The organism is Streptomyces sp. NPDC051322 (assembly GCF_040689485.1).
Lineage (GTDB): Bacteria > Actinomycetota > Actinomycetes > Streptomycetales > Streptomycetaceae > Streptomyces.
Genome location: NZ_JBFBAK010000003.1, coordinates 186,296 through 209,066 on the forward strand (window position 1 = coordinate 186,296; position 22,771 = coordinate 209,066).

Consider the following 22,771-nt stretch of genomic DNA (forward strand, 5'->3'; position numbering starts at 1 on the left):
ACGACACCGCGGGCCCCCCGACCAGGCAGGTCCGACCGGTGCACGGCGCGCGACGGTGGTGGAGGGGTCGATGACTCAGGGGGCCGGTCTGGAACCCGCGATGCGGACGGCGACAGTGCGGGAATTCCGCGTACCGCCTCTGCTCGCACCCGAGCACGCCCACGACTCCGAGCCGGCGTCTCCGCATGACTCCGAGCCGGACGGCTACACGCCGACCCAACGGGATCTGCCGGTGATCGGCGGCGGCGCCCCCGGTGACACGGTCGTCGTCAGGACCGAAGCCCCCGCGGCCGACGGCGAAGGGGGCCTCGGTCCGCTCTTCGTCGTCGGTGACGTCCATGGCTATCTCGACGAACTGCTGGCCGCCTTGCGCGCCCAGGGCCTCATCGACGCCGAATCCAACTGGTCCGCGGGCAACGCCCGTCTCTGGTTCCTCGGCGACTTCACGGACCGCGGTCCGGACGGCATCGGCGTCATCGACCTGGTGATGCGGCTCTCCGCCGAGGCCGCCGCGGCCGGCGGCTACTGCAAAGCCCTGATGGGCAATCACGAACTGCTGCTGATCGGCGCCAAACGCTTCGGCGACACACCGATCAACTCCGGTGCGGGCACCGCCACTTTCCAAGCCGCCTGGCTGCTCAACGGGGGCCAGAAGGCGGACATGGACCGGCTCCAGGACGTACACCTGCAGTGGATGTCCCGGCTCGACGCCATCGAGCTGGAGGACGACCACCTGCTGATGCACTCCGACACCACCGCCTATCTCGACTACGGCGACTCGCTCGAAGCCGTTAACGACACCGTCCGCGAAACGCTCACCCGCAACGACGCCGACGAGTGCTGGGACCTGTTCCGCAAATTCACCAAGCGCTTCGCCTTCCGCGACGCGACCGGGCCGCAGGCCGTCCAGGAACTGCTCGGCGTCTTCGGCGGCCACCACGTCGTCCACGGGCACAGCCCGATTCCGTATCTGCTGGGCGAGGTCGGCACCGAGGACGGCGAGGACGGCCCGCGCACCGTCATCGAGGGACCGCATGTGTACGCCGACGGCCTGGCCATCGCCATGGACGGCGGAGTGACCATGGCCGGAAAGCTCCTTGTGGTGCAGCTGCCGCTGCCCAACTGACCACTCCGTGGATATGCGATTTACGGAAACCCTCTGTTACCCCGTGCCGTAACAGCTCTACCATCGGGTTATCCGTAGCAGGCTCTCCTCCGTTTCCGCCCCATCGCCCGTCAAAAGGCGGGTGTCCCGGCCCTACGGAGCATCGGGGGATGCACATGAACAGCGCTTCGCACCTGCTGATCGAGGACCGCCCGGAGTTCGAGCGCATCCTCGACCACACACTGCGTACCGCGCACGACCGACCGGAGCTGGCAGAAGTCGGCCACCGGCTCAACACCGAACAGCTGCGCACCATGGTGCTGAACGCGGATGCCCTGATCACCACCGCAGCGGCAGCGGAGTACGAACACTTCGTCAAGGTGCGCGCCGAACTGCGTACGCCCGCCACGGCTTCGGCGCGGGCCTCCGTCCTCGCTCCGGTGACCGGTCAGCCGACCAACACCACCGGTGCGGGGCTCGCCGCCGTCATCGCGGTGCTGGCGCCTGTCCTCGCAGGCACCGCCGCCGCGATATTCCTGCTGGTCGGCTACCTGCTCAAAGCGCTTGACCCGCCGCCGGACTTCGCCGACACCCTGCTCACAGCGGGCTGGTTCTTCGGTGCGCTCACCGCGGCCGCCATCCTGGTCGCTGCGATCGGACTGCTTCTCGCGGCTCTTCGCAACGGCTCGACCGAGGTGCATGCCGGCGACGAGGACGGCGACGACGGGCTCACGGACGAAGTCGCCCGCGCCCGGGACGCCTGGCGCCACGCCCTGTTGGAGCGGGGGATCCTGCCGTTCCTGCGCGAGGCTCTCGCCGACCCGGGCGCGGATCCGGCCGCTCCCGCCACGTACCGGCCCGCGGGCCGGATGCCCGACCTCGGCTACAGCAGGCCCGACTACGCCAGCCCCGGAGACGGCGACGAACTGCAGCGCCCCAGCTTCACCAGCCCGGACTTCACCAGCCCGGACTTCGGGGGGCCCGAGCACCGGCCGGAGTGAATCATCCGGCCGGCGCCGCGGGGCCTGGGCCTGCTGTGTCAGTCGGCGATCGGCAGATAGACCCGGTTGCCGCTCGCGGCGAACTCCCGGGACTTCTCCGCCATCCCCGACTCGATCTCCTCCTGACTGCCGCCGTGTTCCCGGCGGATGTCCTGGGAGATCTTCATCGAGCAGAACTTCGGCCCGCACATGGAGCAGAAGTGCGCGGTCTTCGCCGGCTCGGCCGGCAGCGTCTCGTCGTGGAACTCCCGTGCGGTGTCCGGGTCGAGAGCCAGATTGAACTGGTCCTCCCAACGGAACTCGAAACGGGCGTCCGACAACGCGTCGTCCCACTCCTGCGCGCCGGGGTGTCCCTTGGCGAGATCCGCCGCATGAGCAGCGATCTTGTAGGTGATGACGCCGGTTTTCACGTCGTCCCGGTTGGGCAGGCCCAGGTGCTCCTTCGGCGTGACGTAGCAGAGCATCGCCGTGCCCCACCAGGCGATCATCGCAGCCCCGATGCCGGATGTGATGTGGTCGTAGGCCGGTGCCACATCGGTGGTGAGCGGCCCCAGGGTGTAGAAGGGGGCCTCCTCACAGATCTCCTGCTGCAGATCGATGTTTTCCTTGATCTTGTGCATCGGGACGTGCCCCGGGCCCTCGATCATCGTCTGGACGTCATGCCGCTTGGCGATCGTATTGAGCTCCCCGAGCGTACGGAGCTCCGCGAACTGCGCCTCGTCGTTGGCGTCCGCGATCGACCCGGGCCGCAGTCCGTCGCCGAGCGAGTAGGTCACGTCGTAGGAGGCGAGGATGTCGGAGAGCTCCTCGAAGTTCTCGTAGAGGAACGACTCCTTGTGATGCGCCAGGCACCAGGCGGCCATGATCGACCCGCCGCGCGAGACGATCCCGGTCTTGCGACGCGCGGTGAGCGGCACATACGCCAGCCGCACGCCGGCGTGCACCGTCATGTAGTCGACACCCTGCTCGGCCTGCTCGATGACGGTGTCCTTGTAGATCTCCCAGGTCAGTTCCTCGGCCCGGCCGTCGACCTTCTCCAGGGCCTGGTAGAGGGGCACGGTGCCGATCGGGACGGGGGAGTTGCGCAGCACCCATTCACGGGTGGTGTGGATATTGCGTCCGGTCGACAGGTCCATGACGGTGTCGGCGCCCCACTTGGTGGCCCAGGTCATCTTGTCCACCTCCTCCTCGATGGAGGAAGTGACCGCGGAGTTACCGATGTTGGCGTTGACCTTCACCAGGAAGCGCTTGCCGATGATCATCGGCTCGATCTCCGGATGGTTGACGTTGACCGGGAGCACGGCCCGGCCGGCCGCGATCTCCTCCCGGACGACCTCGGGGGAGACGTTCTCGCGGATCGCGACGTACTCCATCTCCGGGGAGATCTCACCGCGCTTGGCGTACGCGAGCTGGCTCACCGCGCGGCCGTCGCGACCCCGCCTGGGCTGTCGTGGCCGGCCCGGGAAGACCGCGTCGAGTCCGCGTAGATCACCGTCTCCGCCACGGAGCAGGCCCCCGCGCGGAGACGTGTGCTTGAGTCCGTCGTCCTCGGGACGGACCGGGCGGCCCGCGTACTCCTCGGTGTCGCCCCGGCCGATGATCCAACTCTCCCGCAGCGGGGCCAGCCCGCGGCGTACGTCCGTTTCAACGGTGGGGTCGGTGTACGGACCTGACGTGTCGTACAGCGTCACGTGCTGCCCGTTGGTGAGGTGTACCTGCCGGACCGGCACCCTGAGGTCGGCCCTCGAGCCCTCCGGGCCCAGGACATACCCCTTGTGCCAGCCGGGCTTGCGCTCGTTGCTGTCGTTGGCAGGCGTGTGTGCGTCCACTGTGGTCATCAGACCTACTCCCTACGCCGGCATTACCCGGTAACAGGTTCGGCGGTCGGCGCAGCTACAGCGAATGCTGGTCAGCGCCCTCTCAGCCCGGTGCTCCGAGCTCCCGCGTGTGCAAAGGTGCCCCCCACGCTAGCGCCATCCCGGCCATGCTGAACAGAGGGCCTCTCTTCTTGCGATGATCCGCCAGTGACCTCGCTCCTGGATCCGCACGACCGGACATCCGGCCATCCCGCCGGGCACACGCACAGCCATGGCCCTGCGGCTCCGGTGTCCAAGCACCTCCGCAAGATCATCGCGGCCGTGCTGATCCCCTTCTCCGGGGCGGTGATCGTCGGCCTCCTCGTGCTCTGGCCCGGCGGCGCGCCGCCGCACGCACGGACCGGAGTCGGCTTCGACCGGCAGACGCAGCAAGCACGAGTGATCGGCGTCACCGCTGTGGACTGCAAGGACGTGCATGCCAGTCAGGCACCGACCACCCGAGACTCCACCACCGGCGCGGAGGCGGGCACGTCAACAGGGGAGTGCAGTAAGGCGAAGGTCGAGGTGGAGACCGGCAAGGACAAGGGCAGGATCTTCACCGAGATCGTCCAGCCGGACGCACCACGGCAGTTGCACCAGGGGCAGGGAGTGGTGGTGGCGTACGCGCCCGACGCACCGCACGACCTGCAGTATGCGGTGTCCGATGTGGACCGGAAGTTCCCGATGGCCCTGCTCGCCGGAGTCTTCGCGCTGGTGGTGGTCGCCGTGGGCAGGATGCGGGGGGCGATGGCCCTGGTCGCGCTGGTCGTCAGCTTCGCCGTGCTGACGCTCTTCATCCTGCCCGCCATCCTGCACGGGTCGGATCCGCTGATCGTCGCCGTAGTGGGTGCGAGTGCGATCATGCTGGTCGCGCTCTACACCTGCCACGGGCTCAGCGCCCGTACCTCGGTCGCCGTCATCGGCACCCTGGTGTCGCTGTTGCTGATCGGCCTGCTCGGCTCACTGTTCACCGGTTGGGCGAGTCTGTCCGGCAACACCGATGACAGCACCGGTCTCATCCACGGTCTGTATCCGCAGATCAGTATGAGCGGGCTGCTGCTGGCCGGCATCATCATCGGCTCGCTGGGCGTGCTGGACGACGTGACGGTCACTCAGACCTCAGCCGTATGGGAACTTCACCAGGCCGATCCCACCATGAGCGCCCGCGGGCTCTACCGGGCGGGTATCCGGATCGGCCGCGACCACATCGCGTCCGTGGTGAACACGCTGGTCCTGGCTTACGCCGGTGCGGCGCTCCCCCTGCTGTTGATGTTCTCCATCGCGCAGAGCAGCGTGGGCTCAGTGGCCAACGCCGAACTGGTGGCGCAGGAGATCGTCAGGACCCTGGTCGGCTCGATCGGTCTGGTCGCCTCCGTTCCGGTGACCACGGCGCTCGCGGCGCTGGTGGTCGCGGCCGACCGGCCGAACCGCGGTGACGCTGCTCCGGCGCGTATGCCGCGGGGCGGTGGGGGACACCGACGCAGGCACTGAGGCCAGGGAACAGCGGGGCGGCGTCGGCCTATCCCGCGTTCTCCTCGGCCAGAATCCGGCCGAGCGCGTCGTCGAGGCTGCCGTCGAAGTCGCGCAGGGTGTGTTCCTGTCCGAGGGGTACCAGCTTGTCCGTACGGTCGAGAAAGGCCACCAGCGGCGCACTGCCGGCCCGGAAGAGAGCACGGTCGGCGCCGACTTGGAGCCGGATGTGAGTGTCGGAAAGCCCGGCCGGCTCGCTGGGTGCGACGTGCACATCACCCTCACCGGTCGGGGCGTTGATGCCGTCGAGCAGCAACTCGCGGCTGAACGTCCAGGTCACCGGGGCGTCTCCGGGCAGATGAAAGGTCATCCGGATCGCATAGGGGTCGGTGACGTCGTAGCAGAGTTCCACCGGGATACGGAAGGAGAGCTCCTCGGAGACGAGGAAGCTCATCATGACCTCTGCCTGGACCAATTCGCGCATGTCCCTACCCCGCAGTAGACGCCGTGTTGGATCACGAGATGGCCGGGACTGTGCCCCGCGACCGTCTTGACGTAATCGTGCTGTAAGCGCTAGCGGATCACAAGGAGTGATATTTCAGATACTGATAGAGAACACTAAGGAATGAAGCAGAGCTCCGACTTCATACCGTAACTGTTCGACTACTGACTGCAACTGTTCTCTCTGGTTCACAGGTATGGAAATGGCCACCGTGGCAGCAGCCGATCCTGCGGTGACAGGGACGGCCGCACAGACGGTTCCGAGGGCGTACTCCTGCTGCTCCACCACCGGTTGCATCCGCTCCACCGCAGCCAGCCGCTGCAGCAGGACGCGCCGGTCACGCACCGAATACGGGGTCAGCGGCTGCACCGGATGGCGATCCAGATGATCTTCACGGGCCGCCTCGTCGAGCTGGCTCAGCAGGCACTGCCCCACCGCGTGAGCATGACCCGTTTCCCGGAAGTCGGCCCACTCCTCGACGGCGGGCGTGGCGGGGGTGTCGGCGATCGCGACAAGTTCGATTTCACCGTCGCGGTAGACCGCGAAATAAACCGCGACGCCCAGCGAGTCACGCCAGTAAGTCAGCGAATCCACCAGCGTGGCGCGGCCACTGCGGAGCGCTCCATCACCGGCCAGTCGTTCGGCAGCCGCTCCGGGCACGAAAACACCGCTCTCCCGGCGCAGGTAGTCCTCGTGGGTGAGTGTGCGCAGCAGGTGGTAGGCGGTCGGCAGCGGAAGTCCGGCTTCTCGGGCCAGCTGCTTGGCCGGGGCGCCATCAGGATGGGCGCCCACCGCCTCCAGCAGTCTGAGCGCCCTCTGCACCGAAGCGATCAGTGTCGGAACAGCTGGTCGAGGTGTCGTGGCCAAGCGGTCATCCCCAAGAAGCGGCAGAGATGCCCCACTTTAGCCACTGCCATCACCGGAGCAGGACGGTTGGCCGGCCCAAGCCGCTCAGCGGGGGCCGGCTGCCGCCGCGGCTCACCAGTCGCCGCGTGAGGACGACGAAGAAGTGAACTTGCGTACGACGTAGATGAGGCCACCCACGATGGCGACGAAGACCAGCAGCTTGAAGAGCAGACCGATCACGAAGCCGACCACGGTCGCAATGAGACCGCCGAACACGACCAGGGCGATGACGGGCACCGCGACCCACTTCACCCACCACGGCATTCCCGCGAAGATCTCTCGCACCGCCATCGTCCTTACCTCTTCCTGGGTCTTCCGGGTCCTGCTCGGCCGCTCCGGCTGCTCCGGGCGTCCTGACACCGATGCTAAAGCCGTTGAAGGCGGCAGCGGGTCGTCGGCATCCCTTGTCCTCCCCTGACCCGACCCCTACGGGACGCACCTGCGCGAAGGCCGGCGGCCCCCGGGGTGGAGGGCGTCAGCCCTCCGGCGGTGAGAAGACCACCAGCACCCGCAGGTCCTCCGAGATGTGATGGAACTTGTGCGTCATCCCTGCCGGCACGTACACCACACCGCCGCGGGCGACCTCGGTCGTCTCCGTGCCCACGGTGATCGAGGCCCGGCCGCTGACGACGAAGTACACCTCGTCCTGCCCGTGCGGCTGCTGTCGGTCGGTCTCACCGGCGTCCAGCGCATAGAGGCCGACCGACATGTTCCTTTCACGCAGGAACTGCAGATATGCGCCGTCGTTGGCAGCGCGCTCCGCCTCGAGTTCGTCCAGCCGGAATGCCTTCATCGCCCGTCAGCCCCTGCACTTGTCCCGATCGTGTCTGCCACGATCAGACACATGAAGAATTTCGTAGTCAAGACGGTCGCCAATGCCGCGGCCCTGTTCGTGGCCATCTGGCTGCTTCAGGACATCACGCTGGGCGGCGACTCCACCGGCCGCAAGGCCATAACGCTGATCATCGTCGCGCTCGTCTTCGGCGTGGTGAACTTCGTCGTGAAGCCCATCGTGAAGGTGCTGGCCTTCCCCCTCTTCATCCTCACACTGGGGCTGATCACTCTGGTGATCAACGCATTGATGTTGCTGCTCACCTCGTGGCTGTCCGGCGGGCTCGACCTCTCGTTCCATGTGGAGGGCTTCTGGACCGCCGTACTCGGCGGCCTCATCATCGCGATCGTTTCCTGGGCGATGCATGTCGTCCTGCCCGACGAGGACTGACGAGGACCGATGCCCCGCATGAGCTCCGACCCCAGCATCAGCCCGGTTCCCGGGGACGGCACCCGGGCCGTTCGCGCCGGGCTGCCCGAGCCGGTCAAGTATGAGCCGACCCTGCCCGGCCCGGTCTTCGCCGCCCACTACCACCTGCCGGGCGAACCCACCGGGCCGTACACCTACGGCCGCGACACCAACCCGACGTGGACGCACCTCGAAGCCGCCATCAGCGAGCTGGAGTCACCGCTGGAGTCGGCCGAGACGATCACTTTTGCCTCGGGGATGGCCGCGATCTCCGCGGTACTGCTCTCGCAGACCCGCGCGGGTGATGCGGTGGTGCTGCCTGCCGACGGGTATCAGGCGCTGCCGCTGGTGCGCGAACAGCTGGAGGCCTACGGGATCGAGGTGCGCACCGCGCCGACCGCCGGGGACGCCCAGCTCGGCGTCCTTGAAGGCGCGCGGCTGCTGTGGATCGAAACCCCGTCCAACCCGGGACTCGACGTGTGTGATGTACGGCGGCTGGCGGCGGCCGCGCACGCCGGCGGGGCGCTCGTCGCCGTCGACAACACGCTCGCGACCCCGCTCGGACAACGGCCGCTCGAGCTCGGTGCCGACTTCGCCGTGGCCAGCGGCACCAAAGCACTCACCGGCCACGGTGACATCCTGCTCGGCTATGTGACCTGCCGGGACACGCAGCTCGCCGCACGCGTAAGGAAGTGGCGCAAGGTGGTCGGGGCGATCCCGGGGCCGATGGAGGCCTGGCTGGCGCATCGTTCGCTCGCCACCATCCAGCTGCGGGCCGACCGGCAGTCCGTGAACGCGCTGGCACTCGCCGAGGCCTTGAACGGCCGGGCCGAGATCACGGGTCTGCGCCACCCCGGCCTGCCCGGCGACCCGTCCCACCGGGTCGCAGCGGGACAGATGCGCCGCTTCGGCTGCGTCGTCTCCTTCGTACTGCCCGACCGCGGGTATGCGGAACGCTTCCTCGACGCCCTCCGGATCGTCGACGACGCGACCAGCTTCGGCGGCGTCCGCTCCACCGCGGAACGGCGCCGGCGCTGGGGCGGTGACGACGTGCCGGAAGGCTTCATCCGCTTCTCCGTCGGCTGCGAGGACCCCGATGACCTCGTGCACGATGTGCTCAGGGCACTGCACGAGGCCGCCCCTCGGTAGCCCGACCGGCACGACGAACGGCCCGAGCCTCCCCCCTCATGGCTCGGGCCGTTCCGGTTCCATGCGCGAAGAACCGCGAGGACAAGGCTAGTTGACTGTGAGTCAATGTCCAATCACGGGAGCGACAGAGACCTATCGACATATTTATAGTGGGGCCCGGCCGGAGACGTCTTCGAGCAGCCAGGACGGGATGCAGAGAAATGGACCTTGCCCTGCTCCGCACCTTCGTCACCGTGCACCGGGCCGGGTCCTTCACTCGCGCCGCCGCGCTCCTCGGACTCTCGCAGCCCGCCGTGACCAGCCAGATACGCGCACTGGAACGGCAGCTGGGCCGTCCACTGTTTCTGCGCCAGGCACGCGGAGTGACCCCCACCACCATCGGTGACGAACTCGCACACCGCGCCGCCCCGCACCTGGACGCACTGGTCGAGATCACCGAGAGCGGCCTCGACGAGGAGAGCGGCTCCCGCACCCTGCATCTGGCAGGGCCGCCCGAGTTCACCGCGATACGCGCACTGCCGGCGCTCACCGCACTCATCCCGCAGGGAATCTCACTGCGGGCCTCCTTCGGCAATGCCGAGCAGACCCTGGAGGGACTGGCTTCCGGACACCACGACCTGGCCATCACCACCGCCCGGCCCCGCGGTGGACTGCTCACCGCGACCGCACTCTGCGACGAGGAGCACGTGCTGGTCGCCTCCCCCCGCTGGGCTGCCCGGATCGGTCCCGGGCTGCTGCGCCGCAAAGGACCCTCCGTACTGCAGGAACTGCCTGTCGTGGAGGTCCATGAGTCGTTGCCGCTGGTCGCCCGCTACTGGGCTGCGGTCTTCGACACCAGCCCCGCCACCACCGGCACGGTCGTCGCGCCCGATCTCCGAGCGGTCCAGCAGGCAGTGGTGGCGGGCGCGGGCCTCGCGGTCCTTCCCCGGTACCTGTGCGAGGAGGCCCTGGCACAGGGCGCGATGGTGGCCCTGCTCGACCCTCCGGTCCCGCCTTTGCGCACCTACTTCCTGGCTGTCCGGAGCGGTACTCTGGCCCTTCCGCTCATCGCGCGGGCCCAGGATTGGCTACTGCGAGCTGCGGCCGACTGGTCCTGAGGCGCTGGATCAGTAGCGGGCAAGGAGTTTCAGAGTGGGTTCTCCGGGCCAATCTCCTTCCATGACCGAACGCCCAGTGGTCAAGCGCACCGCACGCGCCGTCCTGCTCGACGGCGACCACCTGATCCTCATCAAGAGGACCAAACCCGGTGTGGACCCGTACTGGGTGACCCCGGGCGGCGGAGTCGAAGCCGAGGACACCAGCGTGGTCGATGCCCTGCACCGTGAGGTGGACGAGGAACTCGGCGCCAAGATCACCGATGTGGTGCCCTGCTTCGTCGACACCGTGGAGCACATTCCGGACGACGGCAGCCTGGCCGGGGTGAAGGTCCAGCACTTCTTCGTCTGCCGGCTGGAGTCCATGGACCCCTCGCTGCGGCACGGCCCCGAGGTGGACGAGCCGTGCGGCGGATACGAGATCGTCCGGGTGCCCTTCAGCCGGGTCGGGATCGCCGCTGTCCACCTGGTGCCCCTGTCGCTGCGGCATTACCTCGACGGCAATATCGAAGGCGTCCACGCACTGCTGGCACCCGACCTCGGGTGACTCCCGGCTGGCCTGACGGCGCTCAGGATCCGACGCTGTGAGCCAGGGCGTACACCTCGCGCAGATCACCTCCGGCATAGCTGTGCGTGGCAAGACCTGCCAGATGCCGGTCCGCGTTCACGGCCACGGAGAGCGGCACTGACCTGAAGAGTTCGACGTCCGACATAGAGTCGCCGTACGCGACACAGTCGGCCCGCCCGACACCGAAGTCGGTGCAGAGCTGATCGGCGATCCGTACTTTCGCCGCAGCACTGAGGATGCCCGCCGGATCCACCGGCCGCGTGAACGGGACTTCCGGAAAGCGGGAGCCGTGCGCGGCATGAGCGCCCCAGCCGAGCAGCCGTTCCACGAAGAACGACGGCGAGAGCGAGATCACCGCGCAGTACTCCCCGCTCTCTCGGATCTCCCGCCACACTTCCCGGATACCGGCGAGCCAGGGCGCTGCCTCGAAGGCCGCCCTCACATGCTCCAGAGTGAGCTTGGACCACAGAGCATGCACCCGCACCGCGTACTCCGGTGGGCCGATCCTGCCCGAGCCGAGATCCTGTTCCAGTACGCCGATCTCCTCCAGCAGTCCCAACTGCCGGGAGATCTCCACTGGCGCGGCCGATCCGCGTATCAGCGTTCCGTCGAGGTCGAAGAGATGCAAGCGCGCCATATGGGCCGAGGCTAGTACAGCGGGTTGCTCCCGCTGACGGACGCCCCGACGCCCCTGCTGTGACGGCCTGTTTCACGTGAAACCGCTGACCCGTCCCGTGCGCCGGGGCACTGCGGCCGGAAAACGCGGACAGAAGCAACCGGCGAGCAGCCGGAAAGCGATGGACGGATCACATCCCCGTCAGCAAGCTTGATCTCATGCCCTCACCGCTCGACGAGCTACCCATCCGCCGGCTGAACCCCGGTGATCTCCAATCCTGCGCCGACCTCTCCGAGAACCGGGGCTGGCCGCGTGAAGAACACAAATGGAGTCTGCTGCTCGCAGCAGGCACCGGTTACGGTATCGATGATCCTCAGGGCAAGGGGCTGGGCACCGCCTGCGTGGTCACCTCCTACCGCAGTATCGGCGCGGGCGAACGGGGTCTCACGGCCATCGGCATGGTTCTGGTCGCCGAGAAGTACGCACGCCAAGGCGTCGGGCGGCGCCTGATGAAACATGTCCTCGCCGAGTGCTCCGAGACCCCGCTCACCCTGCATGCCACCCCGTACGGGCAGCCGCTGTACGAGGAGCTCGGCTTCCTCGTCACCGGCAGGGCCGAGATGATCCGCGGTCGCTTCCGGCCGCACGGCCCAGCTCCGAAGGCGGCCACCCGCCCCGCCACAGCCCGCGATCTGCAGACAATTCTGCGTCTGGACGGCGAGGTCTTCGGCGTGGACCGCACCCAGATGATCACACGGCTGCCTGCTTTCGCCGATCAGTTCCGGGTGGCGGAGGACGCCGACGGCGTCACTGGCTATGCGGCGGCCTGGCCCAATATGGCAACCGATGTGGTGGGCCCGCTGGTCGCCCGTGACACAGAGACGGCGAAGGCTCTGATCGCTTCCCTCGCGGCCGGCACCGATCGCCCGCTGCGTACCGACATCGATGTGCGCCATCAGGAACTTCTGGCCTGGACGAAAACCGGTGGCATGGAACCGGTCACCTTCAACGCGGTGATGACCTTCGGCGTCCGCGATCTCCCGGGTGACTGGACCCGTCGTTTCGCCCCGCTGACGGTCGCGGCAGGCTGACGGCTTCAGGCCGCCGGACGGGCTGCTGTCTCCCGGATCAGCGGTGAGCCGAAACAGCGGCCGTCCCCGGCGACGACGAAGCGACGATTCGGCCGGAAGACACGCTCCGTCGCTCCAGCCTGCTTGAGATGACCGCGAGGACCAGCGCCGACGCCGCGAGCACGGCGCCCACCCAGTTGGGGGCGGTGTAGCCGAGACCGGCCGCGATGACCATCCCGCCGAGCCAGGCCGACAGCGCGTTGCCCAGATTGAAGGCCCCGATATTGACGGCGGATGCCAGCGTCGGTGCGCCCGCCGCCTGGTCCAGTACCCGCTTCTGCAACGGCGGCACGGTCGCGAAGCCGAGGCCACCGATCAGGAAGATGGTGACGGCCGACGCGATCCTGTGGTGCGCGGTGACCGTGAACAGGGCCAGCACAAGGGCGAGACCGCCGAGGGAGACGTACAGCAGCGGCATCAGCGCCCGGTCGGCGAGCTTGCCACCCACCAGGTTGCCACTGACCATACCGAGCCCGAAGAGCACCAGTAGCCAGGTGACGGTGGTCTCGGAAAACCCGGCGACCGAGGTCATCATCGGCGAAATGTAGGTGATCGCAGCAAAGACACCGCCGAAGCCCAGCACGGTCATCGCCATGGCGAGCAGCACCTGCACATTGCGGAACTCCCCGAGCTCATGGCGCAGCCGTACCCCTTGGGGCTTGGGCTGCTCCGGTACCAGCCTGGTGATGCCCAGCAGTCCGACGATGCCGAGCGCGGCGACGATCAGGAAGGTGAGCCGCCAGCCGATGTCCTGGCCCACGAGCGTGCTGAGCGGAACACCGATGACCTTGGCGAGGGTCAGTCCGGTGAACATCATGGCGATGGCCCCTGCCTTCCTCTGCGGGGCCACGACATCGGCGGCGACGACCGAGCCGATGCCGAAGAACGCGCCGTGGGCGAGAGAGGCAACGATCCGTCCGGCGAGCATCACTCCGAAGGCGGGTGCGGTAGCGGAAATGACGTTGCCCGCGATGAAAAGACCCATCAACAGCATCAACATCTTTTTGCGGGAGATACGGGTGCCGAGCACGGTCATCAACGGTGCTCCGGCGACCACTCCGAGGGCGTACCCCGTGACGAGGATCCCCGCGGTCGGGATCGAGACCTGGAAGGAGGCGGCCACCTGCGGCAACAGCCCGATGATCACACGCTAGCTAATTGCAAGGGCGTCCCCGGACGGCGGTCCCCTCCGGAGAGGTGCGGACGCCGCGCCGGCTCACGTAGCCTGGCGGACCATGAGTGACCTGGAGATACGTCCCGCAGGCGAGAGCGACATCCCGGCCATCGTGGCCATGCTGGCCGATGACCCGCTCGGCGCCGACCGGGAGGCCCCCGACGATCTGACCCCGTACATCGAGGCTCACCGGCGAATCGCCGCCGACCCCCACCAGCACCTGGTCGTCGCCGTCCGCGACGGTCGCACCGTCGGCACCCTCCAGCTCACCGTGATCCCCGGGCTCTCGCGCCGGGGCGCCACGCGTTCCGTCATTGAAGGCGTACGCGTCCACGCCGACGAGCGAGCGAGCGGCCTCGGCACTCAGCTCATGGAATGGGCGATCGGCGAATCCCGGCATCAGGGCTGCCGATTGGTCCAGCTCACCTCCGACACCACCCGCACCGATGCCCACCGCTTCTACGCACGGCTCGGCTTCACGGCCACCCACCTCGGCTTCAAGCTCCAACTCTGACCGCTGGGACCGTGAGCTATCGACGGCACGGCTCTCAGCTCAGGCCGCGCCAGCCACCTTCGTCCACGCCTCCCGGCACCGCCCCCGACGGCTCGTAGGGCCCCCGCGTGAAGACGAAGGAACCCAGGTCCAGATGGCTCACCACACCGTCCCGCCGGACGACACGCAGCCTTTCGCCGGCGTAGTACCCATCAAGCCCCGTCCAGGTTCCGTCCCGTTCCGCGCGGAACCGGGACCTCCGGCCACCGCCGGTCAGTGGGCCGAGCTCCACATCTCCGTCCGCCGCCAGCCGCAGCCCCACCACGGTCGTGCCCCAGTACACGGCCCGGTCAGCTCCAGCAGGGCCGTGTCGACCGTCGGCAGCGGCCGCCACGGCTCCGGCATCCGCGGTTCCGCATCGGCCACGATCCGCACCAGATCGGCCGCCACTGCCCCGGTGGCCGGCCCCGACGTGGCATTCGCCAGCGCCACTCCGGCCACCCCGTCCTCAACGCTCAGCCACAGGCCGGCAAGGAAGCCGGGCAGCGAACCGGTATGCCCGACAAGTGTGCGGCCGTCCCGTCGGGCGAGTTGCAGCCCGAGACCGTAGCCGCCTTCCAAGTCACCGGCCTCCGGCGGAGCCGCCGGCCCGCGCATTTCGCAGACGGTCTCCGCGCCGAGCACGCGGTCGTCGCCCCCCGCCAGGAATGCGGCGAACCTGCACAGGTCCCCGGCCGTCGACCAGAGTTGCCCGGCTGCCGCCATCACCCCCAGGTCTTCCGACGGCTCCGGGAGTATCACATCCGCCCACGGGTGCACCGCCCAGCCACCGGCATGGGGGGACTGCGGCTGTGCATCGGTACGGTTCATGCCCAGCGGCACGCAGATCTCGCGCCGGACCACCTCGGCCCAGGGCGCATCCCGCAGCGTCTCCACCACCGCGCCGAGCAGCGTGTAACCCGGGTTGGAGTAGTGGTGCCGGCGTCCCGCCGGATGGAGCGACGGCCGCTCGCCCAGGACATCCGCGAGGCCGGGTCGCAGTGCGCTCGACGACCGTTCCCACCAGGCGCCCGGCGTCTCCGCCGCCAGACCGGCGCTGTGACCGAGAAGCTGGGCGATCGTCACCTCGCCCACGGCGTCCAGCTCACTACGGCCCGATAGGTGCTTCTTCAGCGGATCCGCCAGATCGAGCAGTCCCTCGTTCCGCAGTCGCATCACGGCAACCGCGGTGAACGTCTTAGTGATCGAACCGATCCGGAACTGCGTGTCCTCGTCCGGCTCATGACCTTCCACACAACTGCGCGCCCCGGACCACACCAGCCTCCCGTCCCGCATCACCGCTCCCACCAGAGACGGCGAACGGCCCTCGGACTGTGCGACGGCGACCCGGTGGAGCAGGGAGCGCCGGGTACCGGGAAGAAGGTCTGCAGGGGGTTCAGAAGAAGTCATGGTCGAGATTTACCCGAACATCACTGCCCCGTCGACCTCGATGCGTGAGCGGGTGACATCGGACAGGTGAGCCTACAGATCGATCAGGTCTGCGCCATGTCCACAAAACGTGAGTAGTGCCCCTGGAACGCCACCGTGATGGTGGCAGTCGGACCGTTACGGTGCTTGGCAACGATCAAGTCCGCCTCGCCCGCTCGCGGTGACTCCTTCTCGTACGCGTCCTCGCGGTGCAGCAGGATCACCATGTCGGCGTCCTGCTCGATGGAACCGGACTCACGCAGGTCGGAGACCATCGGCTTCTTGTCCGTCCTCTGCTCGGGGCCACGGTTCAGCTGCGAAAGCGCGATGACCGGCACTTCCAGCTCCTTGGCCAGCAGTTTCAGGTTTCGTGACATGTCCGAGACCTCCTGTTGGCGGCTCTCGGGACGGCGGGAGCCACCGGACTGCATCAGCTGCAGATAGTCGATCACGACCAGCTTCAAGTCCTGGCGCTGTTTCAGCCGACGGCACTTCGCTCTGATCTCCATCATCGACAGGTTCGGCGAATCGTCGATGAAGAGTGGTGCAGCGGTCACATCCGGCATTCGCCGTGCCAGCCGGGTCCAGTCCTCGTCCGTCATCGAGCCGGACCGCATATGGTGCAGCGCGACCCTTGCCTCCGCGGAGAGCAGTCGCATAGCGATCTCGTTGCGACCCATCTCGAGAGAGAAGATCACACTCGGCAGACCCTCCTTGATGGAGCAGGCCCGCGCGAAGTCCAGCGCGAGCGTCGACTTTCCCATCGCGGGGCGGGCCGCGATGACGATCATCTGTCCCGGGTGCAGGCCGTTGGTCAGTGCGTCGAGATCGGTAAAGCCGGTGGGCACACCGGACATCTGGCCGCTGCGCGAACCGATGGCCTCGATCTCGTCGAGCGCGCCCTCCATGATGTCGCCGAGGGGCAGGTAGTCCTCGGAGGTGCGCTGCTCGGTGACGGCGTAGATCTCGGCCTGGGCCGAGTTGACGATCTCGTCGACATCGCCGTCCGCCGCGTATCCCATCTGCGTGATCTTCGTGCCCGCCTCGACAAGCCTGCGCAGCACCGCTCGCTCATGGACGATCTCGGCGTAGAACTCCGCGTTGGCTGCGGTGGGCACCGACTGAACGAGGGTGTGCAGATAGGGTGCGCCACCGACCTTCTTGATCTCGCCACGCTTGACCAGTTCGGCTGCAACGGTGATGGGGTCGGCCGGCTCGCCCTTGGCGTACAGGTCGAGAATTGCCTGGTAGACGGTTTCGTGAGCAGGACGGTAGAAGTCCTGGCCCTTGATGACCTCGACGACGTCGGCGATTGCGTCCTTCGACAGCAGCATGCCACCGAGAACGGACTGTTCGGCATCGATGTCCTGCGGGGGAACCCGTTCGAAGGCAGGGGAACCGCCGTCCCAGGCGCCGTTCTCCCGGCCTCGGTCGTGTTGTTCGCGGCCCCCGCTGCCGCCGTCGCCGCGGCGCTGGCGGGAGACGGGCAGACGGTCACCCGGCGTGCTTTCGATCCAGGGGTCGTCCAAGGGCTCGGGGATGCTCACCGGCCGCCTCCTCCCGTCCGCTCCGCGGACCTAGCCATGCCACTCTTTCTTACGGCACAGCACCGACAAACAAGAGGCCCGACTCCGCCAAGGCGCGTCGGGCGCGGTCCACGGTAGGCCCGCTGGCACCGTCAGCCAATCCAGTTATCCACAGGGGCTGTGGACGAAGCACCGCATGCTGTGGAGAAGTCAATGAAACCTGTGCACGGGCCGGGGGACAGTGTTGTGGACAAACTCATAGGCCCACCCTCGCTGCCGCTCTGACCTGCTATTTCACCGTCCACCGGCTGTGGGGGACAAAAACTTTTGCCAGCGGACCAAGATCACGACAAACGAGGCACACCCGAAGTGTGAATGACGGCCATAGTAAGGGCCGCACTGGGATTGCATCGCTTACCTGTGGAAGATTAGATTGGCCCCCATGACCCAGGCCCCCGAGGCACCGCAGTCCAGTCGCCGACGGCACGACCGGGAGATCATCGCGCTAGCCGTTCCCGCCTTCGGCGCACTCGTAGCCGAGCCGCTCTTCGTGATGGTGGACAGCGCCATTGTCGGCCATCTGGGGACCTCACAACTGGCAGGTCTCGGCATCGCGGCAGCCCTGCTGACCACTGCCGTGAGCATCTTCGTCTTCCTCGCCTACGCCACTACCGCCGCCGTGGCGCGCCGCGTGGGCGCCGGTGACCTGCGAGCAGCCATCCGGCAGGGAATGGACGGCGTCTGGCTCGCCCTGCTGCTCGGCGCCATCGTCATCGCCGTGGTCCTGCCGACAGCCCCCTGGTTGGTGGGCCTCTTCGGAGCTTCCGACGATGCCTCTCCGTACGCCGTGACCTATCTGCGCATTTCCAGCCTGGGGATCCCCGCGATGCTGGTCGTGATGGCAGCTACCGGTGTCCTCCGCGGCCTCCAGGACACCAGGAGCCCGCTGTATGTCGCGATCGCGGGCTTTGCCGCCAATGCGGCGCTCAACGCGGGACTGGTCTACGGCGTTGGCCTGGGCATCGCAGGGTCGGCCTGGGGCACTGTGATCGCCCAGTTCGCCATGGTCGCCGCCTACCTGGTCGTCGTAGTACGGGGTGCCAGAAGACACAAGGCATCGCTGCTCCCCGATGTCGCCGGGATACGGGCCTGTGCCCAGGCCGGGGTGCCCCTGCTGGTCCGCACGCTCTCACTGCGCGCCGTCCTGCTGATCGCCACCGCAGTCGCGGCCCGTCTGGGCGACACAGAGGTGGCTGCCCATCAGATCGTGCTCTCCCTATGGAGCCTGCTGGCCTTCGCCCTGGACGCGATCGCTATCGCCGGGCAGGCGATCATCGGCCGATATCTGGGAGCCGACGACTCCGAGGGCGCGCGAGAGGCGTGCCGGCGCATGGTCCAGTGGGGCGTGGCCGTCGGGGTGGCGCTGGGCGTCCTGGTCGTGTTGTCGCGGCCGTTGTTCGTTCCACTGTTCACCGGAGACCACGCCGTGCAGGACGTTCTACTGCCGGCTCTGATGGTGGTGGCGCTGGCCCAACCGATCTCAGGGGTGGTGTTCGTCCTCGACGGTGTCCTGATGGGTGCGGGTGACGGCAGATATCTGGCCGGGGCCATGCTGGTGACGCTCGCTGTCTTTACCCCCGCCGCACTGCTGGTGCCTGTACTGGGCGGCGGGCTGACCGCCCTCTGGTGGGCCATGACGCTGATGATGGTGGTCCGCATGGTGACGCTCTGGCTGCGAGCACGATCGGGCCAGTGGATCGTTACCGGCGCTACCCGATGAATCACCGTTTCACGTGAAACGGTGATGGTGACGGCGACTACCGGCGATCGCGATACCCGATGCGCCCATGCGAAAGGGCCGCACCCCAGCGGATGCGGCCCCTTGCATGCTGTTCCGAGCGCAGCCCTTAAGCGGCGACGACCTCGATGCCGAGCTTCGCGGCAACGTCAGCGTGCAGACGCACCGACACCTGGTGGGCACCCAGAGTCTTGATCGGCGAACCGAGCTCGACGCGACGCTTGTCGACGACGGGACCACCGGCAGCCTTGATCGCCGTGGCGATGTCAGCCGGGGTGACGGAACCGAAGAGGCGGCCGGCGTCGCCGGAGCGAACAGCCAGACGGACCTTCACGCCCTCGAGCTTGGCCTTGACCTCATTGGCCTGCTCGATGGTCGCGATCTCGTGAATCTTACGGGCGCGGCGAATCTGCGCCACGTCCTGCTCGCCACCCTTGGTCCAGCGGATCGCGAAACCACGCGGGACCAGGTAGTTGCGGGCGTAACCGTCCTTGACGTCAACGACGTCACCGGCGGAACCGAGGCCAGCGACCTCGTGGGTGAGGATGATCTTCATTTTTCGGTCACCCTTCCCTTATCGCGCGGTGGACGTGTAGGGCAGCAGCGCCATCTCACGGCTGTTCTTCACAGCCGTGGCGACGTCACGCTGGTGCTGAGTGCAGTTTCCGGTAACGCGACGGGCACGGATCTTGCCGCGGTCGGAAATGAACTTCCGCAGCATGTTCGTGTCCTTGTAGTCCACGTACTGGGTCTTGTCCTTGCAGAAAGCGCAGACCTTCTTCTTAGGCTTGCGCACAGGCGGCTTCGCCATGGTGTTTCTCCTGTGTGATCAAGAAGTGGGGGTACGGGCCGCCTAGAAGGGCGGCTCGTCCGAGTAGCCACCGCCGGAACCGCCGGAGCTTCCGCCCCATCCGCCCCCGCCCTGCTGCTGGCCACCGCCGGCCGGCGCATTGGATGCCCACGGGTCGTCGGCGGGTGCACCGCCACCGCCCTGCGGGCCGCCGCTGGGGGCTCCGCCCCAGTTGCCGCCGCCCTGCTGCTGGCCACCGCCGCCGTAACCACCCTGGCCACCCTGACCGCCTCGGCCGGTGGTCTTGGTGACCTTGGCCGTGGCCGTCTTGAGACTGGGGCCGACTTCCTCGACGTCCAGCTCGTAGACCGTGCGCTTTACGCCCTCACGGTCCTCGTAGGACCGCTGCTTGAGCCGGCCCTGCACGACGACGCGCATGCCTCGCTGAAGCGACTCCGCGACGTTCTCCGCCGCCTGACGCCAGACCGAGCAGGTGAGGAACAGGCCTTCGCCGTCCTTCCACTCATTGGTCTGCTTGTCGAAGATGCGGGGTGTGGACGCGACACGGAACTTCGCGACCGCCGCACCGGACGGGGTGAAGCGCAGCTCGGGGTCGTCGACGAGATTGCCGACGACCGTGATGACGGTCTCGCCTGCCATGGGTGAACCTCTCGGCGGGGATTGCTGCTGGCTGCTGTTGCTACTCGAACCCGATGACTACTGAGCTGGAGGCTCAGTGAGTCTCGGGACGGAGGACCTTGGTCCGGAGGACCGACTCGTTCAGGTTCATCTGCCGGTCGAGCTCCTTGACGACCGCAGGCTCGGCCTGCAGGTCGATGACCGAGTAGATGCCCTCGGGCTTCTTCTTGATCTCGTAAGCGAGACGACGACGGCCCCAGGTGTCGACCTTCTCAACCTTTCCGTTGCCCTCGCGGACGACGGAGAGGAAGTTCTCGATCAGCGGGGAGACAGCGCGCTCCTCGAGTTCGGGGTCGAGGATGACCATCACTTCGTAGTGACGCATGTGGAACCCACCTCCTTTGGACTCGGCGGCCACGGTCGTTCCGTGGCAGGAGGGTCGTGATGCGTAAGCAACGGTATCGGCAGCCACTGACAATCCATCCGTACGAAGAGAGGACTGCGGCCTGGCCCGGGCAGATACCGATGCAGACCGTCCAGACTACCTGCACACCCGCTTCCGGTTGAAATCCGACGCCCAAGGGGCAGAATCTCTACACATGGGGTGTGTGCGGCGCTACTCTGCGCCGCCTTATGCCAGGAGGTGCTTCATGGCACAGGCGATGCGACCCAACTCTTCCAGTCTCTTTGCCACGGACGGCAAGCCGCACCCGTTGCAGGACACTCTGGTCGTGGTGACCTTGGTCCTCGGTCTGCTGGCGTTCATCACCGGACTCCTGTTCCACAGTCTGCATCTGCTCAGTTCCTGGGCCGGCCTGGTAGGGATCCTCACCGGGGCGTACGGAATGTTCATCTCGATCACGACGCGCGAGCGGTTCGTAGTGATCATCGGGCTCGGCGCCTCGGCGGTGGGCTTCTTCCTCGGTATGGCCCACGGCGGCCTCTTCGGGGGATTGCTGGGCCGTTAACGGCGGCCGCCTGATCCTTCCTGACGTCTTGTCCCATACAGCCAGTCGGGGCGAACCCCGGTCGCAGTAGGCTTCGGCGCGAGAGCCGACGCCCCTGTACCCATGGGGACACGCCTGCCGAGGAGCGCCCCGCATGAGCCTGACCCTGAGGACCATCAGCCGAGAGCAGCATCTGGCCTACATCCAGAGTCTGCCCGCGGCGAGTCACTGCCAGGTTCCAGCATGGGCTGATGTGAAAACGGAATGGCGCTCGGAGAGCCTCGGCTGGTTCGACGGTAACGGCCAGATCGTCGGTGCTGGTTTGGTGCTCTACCGGCAACTGCCCAAAATCAAGAGGTATCTGGCCTACCTCCCCGAGGGCCCAGTGATCAACTGGTACGCGCCGAACCTCAACGAGTGGCTGCAGCCGATGCTCGCCCACCTCAAGGAACAAGGCGCGTTCTCGGTAAAGATGGGGCCGCCGGTGGTAATCCGCCGGTGGAACGCCGCCGCGATCAAATCGGGAATTCAGGACCCGGACGTGAAGCGACTGCGCGACGTCGAGGCGACACACATCGAACCTCGGGCCTTCGAGGTGTCCGACCGGTTGCGGAAGATGGGCTGGCAGCAGGGCGAGGACGGGGGGGCAGGTTTCGGTGATGTGCAGCCGCGCTACGTCTTCCAGGTACCGCTGGCGAACCGCTCGCTCGACGATGTCCTCAAGGGCTTCAACCAGCTGTGGCGGCGCAATATCAAGAAGGCCGAGAAGGCCGGCGTCGATGTGGTGCAGGGCAGCTACGAGGACCTCGCCGAGTGGCAGCGGCTCTACGAAGTGACCGCGGCACGTGATCACTTCCGGCCGCGGCCTCTGTCGTACTTCCAGCGCATGTGGTCGGTGCTGAACACCGAGGACCCCAACCGGATGCGGCTGTACTTCGCCCGCCATGAGGGTGAGAACGTAGCAGCGGCGACGATGCTGATCGTCGGCGGCCATGTCTGGTACTCCTACGGGGCTTCCGCCAATCACAAGCGCGAAGTGCGGCCGTCGAACGCCATGCAGTGGCGCATGCTCCGCGATGCGTACGCCATGGGCGCGACCGTCTACGACCTGCGTGGCATCTCCGATTCGCTGGACGAAACCGACCACCTCTTCGGTCTGATCCAGTTCAAGGTGGGCACCGGCGGCGAGGCCGTGGAGTACATCGGTGAGTGGGATTTCCCGCTCAACAAGCTGCTGCACAAGGCGCTCGATATCTACATGTCGCGCCGTTGAGAGCGATGATGTCTGCGTCGTTCCGTT

General features: G+C 67.2%; 24 protein-coding genes, 1 pseudogene and 1 riboswitch. Of the genes and pseudogenes, 12 read left to right on the forward strand and 13 right to left on the reverse strand.

All coding sequences use genetic code 11. The annotated features are described in order from the left end of the window. The first annotated feature begins 70 nt into the window (after positions 1-70). Positions 71-1,126: a metallophosphoesterase gene (locus AB0436_RS09070; RefSeq protein ID WP_366467078.1), complete on the forward strand. Its 1,056-nt coding sequence runs from the start codon at positions 71-73 to the stop codon at positions 1,124-1,126. A gap of 149 nt (positions 1,127-1,275) precedes the next feature. Then, the gene (locus tag AB0436_RS09075) at positions 1,276-2,106 is read left to right on the forward strand and encodes a hypothetical protein (RefSeq protein ID WP_366467079.1); all 831 of its coding nucleotides are present in this window, start codon (positions 1,276-1,278) and stop codon (positions 2,104-2,106) included. 38 nt (positions 2,107-2,144) lie between these two features. Here AB0436_RS09075 and thiC read toward each other — a convergent pair whose 3' ends face one another. After that, a complete protein-coding gene (thiC, locus tag AB0436_RS09080) occupies positions 2,145-3,944 on the reverse strand; it encodes a phosphomethylpyrimidine synthase ThiC (RefSeq protein WP_366467080.1) in 1,800 nt (599 codons plus the stop codon). Further along, positions 3,937-4,061: riboswitch (TPP riboswitch) on the reverse strand. Its footprint overlaps the gene before it by 8 nt. 69 nt (positions 4,062-4,130) lie before the next feature. Here thiC and AB0436_RS09085 point away from each other — a divergent pair. Further along, positions 4,131-5,453 carry a YibE/F family protein gene (locus AB0436_RS09085; protein WP_366467081.1) on the forward strand — a complete coding sequence of 441 codons (1,323 nt, stop codon included), beginning with the start codon at positions 4,131-4,133 and terminating at the stop codon, positions 5,451-5,453. Between the two features lie 28 nt (positions 5,454-5,481). On the opposite strand, the gene AB0436_RS09090 is transcribed toward AB0436_RS09085, so the two are convergent. The 4 genes from AB0436_RS09090 to AB0436_RS09105 form a co-directional block, all read right to left on the reverse strand. Further along, positions 5,482-5,916 carry an SsgA family sporulation/cell division regulator gene (locus AB0436_RS09090; RefSeq protein WP_366467082.1) on the reverse strand — a complete coding sequence of 145 codons (435 nt, stop codon included), beginning with the start codon at positions 5,914-5,916 and terminating at the stop codon, positions 5,482-5,484. Positions 5,917-6,030: 114 nt separating this feature from the next. After that, a complete protein-coding gene (locus AB0436_RS09095; protein ID WP_366467083.1) occupies positions 6,031-6,801 on the reverse strand; it encodes a helix-turn-helix domain-containing protein in 771 nt (256 codons plus the stop codon). Positions 6,802-6,912: 111 nt separating this feature from the next. Continuing rightward, the gene (locus AB0436_RS09100) at positions 6,913-7,125 is read right to left on the reverse strand and encodes a DUF5326 family protein (RefSeq protein WP_365854127.1); all 213 of its coding nucleotides are present in this window, start codon (positions 7,123-7,125) and stop codon (positions 6,913-6,915) included. A 190-nt stretch (positions 7,126-7,315) separates the two neighbouring features. Further along, on the reverse strand, positions 7,316-7,633 hold the full coding sequence (locus tag AB0436_RS09105) for a cupin domain-containing protein (protein WP_365853811.1): 318 nt from the start codon (positions 7,631-7,633) through the stop codon (positions 7,316-7,318). A 51-nt stretch (positions 7,634-7,684) separates the two neighbouring features. Here AB0436_RS09105 and AB0436_RS09110 point away from each other — a divergent pair, with 51 nt between their 5' ends. The 4 genes from AB0436_RS09110 to AB0436_RS09125 all read left to right on the forward strand — a co-directional run bounded on the left by AB0436_RS09110 (position 7,685) and on the right by AB0436_RS09125 (position 10,870). After that, positions 7,685-8,062, forward strand: coding sequence for a phage holin family protein (locus AB0436_RS09110; protein ID WP_366467084.1), 378 nt, complete (start codon positions 7,685-7,687; stop codon positions 8,060-8,062). Positions 8,063-8,080: 18 nt separating this feature from the next. After that, complete coding sequence (locus AB0436_RS09115) at positions 8,081-9,229, forward strand: cystathionine gamma-lyase (protein ID WP_366467085.1); 1,149 nt, start codon at positions 8,081-8,083, stop codon at positions 9,227-9,229. A 200-nt stretch (positions 9,230-9,429) separates the two neighbouring features. After that, positions 9,430-10,326, forward strand: a complete 897-nt coding sequence (locus AB0436_RS09120) for a LysR family transcriptional regulator (protein WP_366467086.1) — start codon at positions 9,430-9,432, stop codon at positions 10,324-10,326. 61 nt (positions 10,327-10,387) lie between these two features. Beyond that, a complete protein-coding gene (locus AB0436_RS09125; RefSeq protein ID WP_366467087.1) occupies positions 10,388-10,870 on the forward strand; it encodes an NUDIX hydrolase in 483 nt (160 codons plus the stop codon). 22 nt (positions 10,871-10,892) lie between these two features. Here AB0436_RS09125 and AB0436_RS09130 read toward each other — a convergent pair whose 3' ends face one another. Beyond that, a complete protein-coding gene (locus tag AB0436_RS09130; protein WP_366467088.1) occupies positions 10,893-11,528 on the reverse strand; it encodes an HAD-IB family phosphatase in 636 nt (211 codons plus the stop codon). A gap of 197 nt (positions 11,529-11,725) precedes the next feature. On the opposite strand from AB0436_RS09130, the gene AB0436_RS09135 reads away from it, so the two are divergent. Continuing rightward, positions 11,726-12,598, forward strand: coding sequence for a GNAT family N-acetyltransferase (locus tag AB0436_RS09135; protein WP_366467089.1), 873 nt, complete (start codon positions 11,726-11,728; stop codon positions 12,596-12,598). A 37-nt stretch (positions 12,599-12,635) separates the two neighbouring features. On the opposite strand, the gene AB0436_RS09140 is transcribed toward AB0436_RS09135, so the two are convergent. After that, entirely contained in the window at positions 12,636-13,784 is a 1,149-nt protein-coding gene (locus tag AB0436_RS09140) for an MFS transporter (protein WP_366467090.1), read from the reverse strand. Between the two features lie 88 nt (positions 13,785-13,872). Between AB0436_RS09140 and AB0436_RS09145 the strand changes: the two genes are divergently transcribed. Beyond that, positions 13,873-14,325: a GNAT family N-acetyltransferase gene (locus tag AB0436_RS09145; protein ID WP_366467091.1), complete on the forward strand. Its 453-nt coding sequence runs from the start codon at positions 13,873-13,875 to the stop codon at positions 14,323-14,325. Positions 14,326-14,359: 34 nt separating this feature from the next. Here AB0436_RS09145 and AB0436_RS09150 read toward each other — a convergent pair. Continuing rightward, a pseudogene (locus tag AB0436_RS09150) lies at positions 14,360-15,753 on the reverse strand (serine hydrolase domain-containing protein). A gap of 83 nt (positions 15,754-15,836) precedes the next feature. Further along, positions 15,837-17,318 (reverse strand): replicative DNA helicase, encoded by a 1,482-nt coding sequence (gene dnaB, locus AB0436_RS09155; RefSeq protein ID WP_366467092.1) that lies wholly within the window; start codon positions 17,316-17,318, stop codon positions 15,837-15,839. 421 nt (positions 17,319-17,739) lie between these two features. Here dnaB and AB0436_RS09160 point away from each other — a divergent pair, with 421 nt between their 5' ends. Beyond that, entirely contained in the window at positions 17,740-19,077 is a 1,338-nt protein-coding gene (locus AB0436_RS09160) for an MATE family efflux transporter (protein ID WP_366467093.1), read from the forward strand. A gap of 127 nt (positions 19,078-19,204) precedes the next feature. On the opposite strand, the gene rplI is transcribed toward AB0436_RS09160, so the two are convergent. The 4 genes from rplI to rpsF form a co-directional block, all read right to left on the reverse strand. Then, complete coding sequence (rplI, locus tag AB0436_RS09165) at positions 19,205-19,651, reverse strand: 50S ribosomal protein L9 (RefSeq protein ID WP_365853787.1); 447 nt, start codon at positions 19,649-19,651, stop codon at positions 19,205-19,207. An 18-nt stretch (positions 19,652-19,669) separates the two neighbouring features. Beyond that, positions 19,670-19,906 carry a 30S ribosomal protein S18 gene (gene rpsR / locus AB0436_RS09170; protein ID WP_003967857.1) on the reverse strand — a complete coding sequence of 79 codons (237 nt, stop codon included), beginning with the start codon at positions 19,904-19,906 and terminating at the stop codon, positions 19,670-19,672. A gap of 42 nt (positions 19,907-19,948) precedes the next feature. Further along, the gene (locus tag AB0436_RS09175) at positions 19,949-20,545 is read right to left on the reverse strand and encodes a single-stranded DNA-binding protein (protein WP_366467094.1); all 597 of its coding nucleotides are present in this window, start codon (positions 20,543-20,545) and stop codon (positions 19,949-19,951) included. A 73-nt stretch (positions 20,546-20,618) separates the two neighbouring features. After that, entirely contained in the window at positions 20,619-20,909 is a 291-nt protein-coding gene (gene rpsF, locus AB0436_RS09180; RefSeq protein WP_215093090.1) for a 30S ribosomal protein S6, read from the reverse strand. Between the two features lie 265 nt (positions 20,910-21,174). On the opposite strand from rpsF, the gene AB0436_RS09185 reads away from it, so the two are divergent. Further along, on the forward strand, positions 21,175-21,492 hold the full coding sequence (locus AB0436_RS09185) for a hypothetical protein (RefSeq protein ID WP_366467095.1): 318 nt from the start codon (positions 21,175-21,177) through the stop codon (positions 21,490-21,492). A 133-nt stretch (positions 21,493-21,625) separates the two neighbouring features. Continuing rightward, the gene (locus AB0436_RS09190; RefSeq protein ID WP_366467096.1) at positions 21,626-22,744 is read left to right on the forward strand and encodes a peptidoglycan bridge formation glycyltransferase FemA/FemB family protein; all 1,119 of its coding nucleotides are present in this window, start codon (positions 21,626-21,628) and stop codon (positions 22,742-22,744) included. The last annotated feature ends 27 nt before the right edge of the window (positions 22,745-22,771 follow it).

Excerpts from the sequence above, each read along its gene's own strand:
- AB0436_RS09070 (WP_366467078.1), top strand. The coding sequence starts at position 71 with ATGACTCAGGGGGCCGGTCTGGAACCCGCGATGCGGACGGCGACAGTG.
- AB0436_RS09075 (WP_366467079.1), top strand. The coding sequence starts at position 1,276 with ATGCACATGAACAGCGCTTCGCACCTGCTGATCGAGGACCGCCCGGAG.
- thiC (WP_366467080.1), bottom strand. The coding sequence starts at position 3,944 with ATGACCACAGTGGACGCACACACGCCTGCCAACGACAGCAACGAGCGC.
- AB0436_RS09090 (WP_366467082.1), bottom strand. The coding sequence starts at position 5,916 with ATGCGCGAATTGGTCCAGGCAGAGGTCATGATGAGCTTCCTCGTCTCC.
- AB0436_RS09105 (WP_365853811.1), bottom strand. The coding sequence starts at position 7,633 with ATGAAGGCATTCCGGCTGGACGAACTCGAGGCGGAGCGCGCTGCCAAC.
- AB0436_RS09110 (WP_366467084.1), top strand. The coding sequence starts at position 7,685 with ATGAAGAATTTCGTAGTCAAGACGGTCGCCAATGCCGCGGCCCTGTTC.
- AB0436_RS09115 (WP_366467085.1), top strand. The coding sequence starts at position 8,081 with ATGAGCTCCGACCCCAGCATCAGCCCGGTTCCCGGGGACGGCACCCGG.
- AB0436_RS09120 (WP_366467086.1), top strand. The coding sequence starts at position 9,430 with ATGGACCTTGCCCTGCTCCGCACCTTCGTCACCGTGCACCGGGCCGGG.
- AB0436_RS09125 (WP_366467087.1), top strand. The coding sequence starts at position 10,388 with ATGACCGAACGCCCAGTGGTCAAGCGCACCGCACGCGCCGTCCTGCTC.
- AB0436_RS09130 (WP_366467088.1), bottom strand. The coding sequence starts at position 11,528 with ATGGCGCGCTTGCATCTCTTCGACCTCGACGGAACGCTGATACGCGGA.
- AB0436_RS09135 (WP_366467089.1), top strand. The coding sequence starts at position 11,726 with ATGCCCTCACCGCTCGACGAGCTACCCATCCGCCGGCTGAACCCCGGT.
- AB0436_RS09145 (WP_366467091.1), top strand. The coding sequence starts at position 13,873 with ATGAGTGACCTGGAGATACGTCCCGCAGGCGAGAGCGACATCCCGGCC.
- AB0436_RS09160 (WP_366467093.1), top strand. The coding sequence starts at position 17,740 with ATGACCCAGGCCCCCGAGGCACCGCAGTCCAGTCGCCGACGGCACGAC.
- rplI (WP_365853787.1), bottom strand. The coding sequence starts at position 19,651 with ATGAAGATCATCCTCACCCACGAGGTCGCTGGCCTCGGTTCCGCCGGT.
- rpsR (WP_003967857.1), bottom strand. The coding sequence starts at position 19,906 with ATGGCGAAGCCGCCTGTGCGCAAGCCTAAGAAGAAGGTCTGCGCTTTC.
- AB0436_RS09175 (WP_366467094.1), bottom strand. The coding sequence starts at position 20,545 with ATGGCAGGCGAGACCGTCATCACGGTCGTCGGCAATCTCGTCGACGAC.
- rpsF (WP_215093090.1), bottom strand. The coding sequence starts at position 20,909 with ATGCGTCACTACGAAGTGATGGTCATCCTCGACCCCGAACTCGAGGAG.
- AB0436_RS09185 (WP_366467095.1), top strand. The coding sequence starts at position 21,175 with ATGGCACAGGCGATGCGACCCAACTCTTCCAGTCTCTTTGCCACGGAC.
- AB0436_RS09190 (WP_366467096.1), top strand. The coding sequence starts at position 21,626 with ATGAGCCTGACCCTGAGGACCATCAGCCGAGAGCAGCATCTGGCCTAC.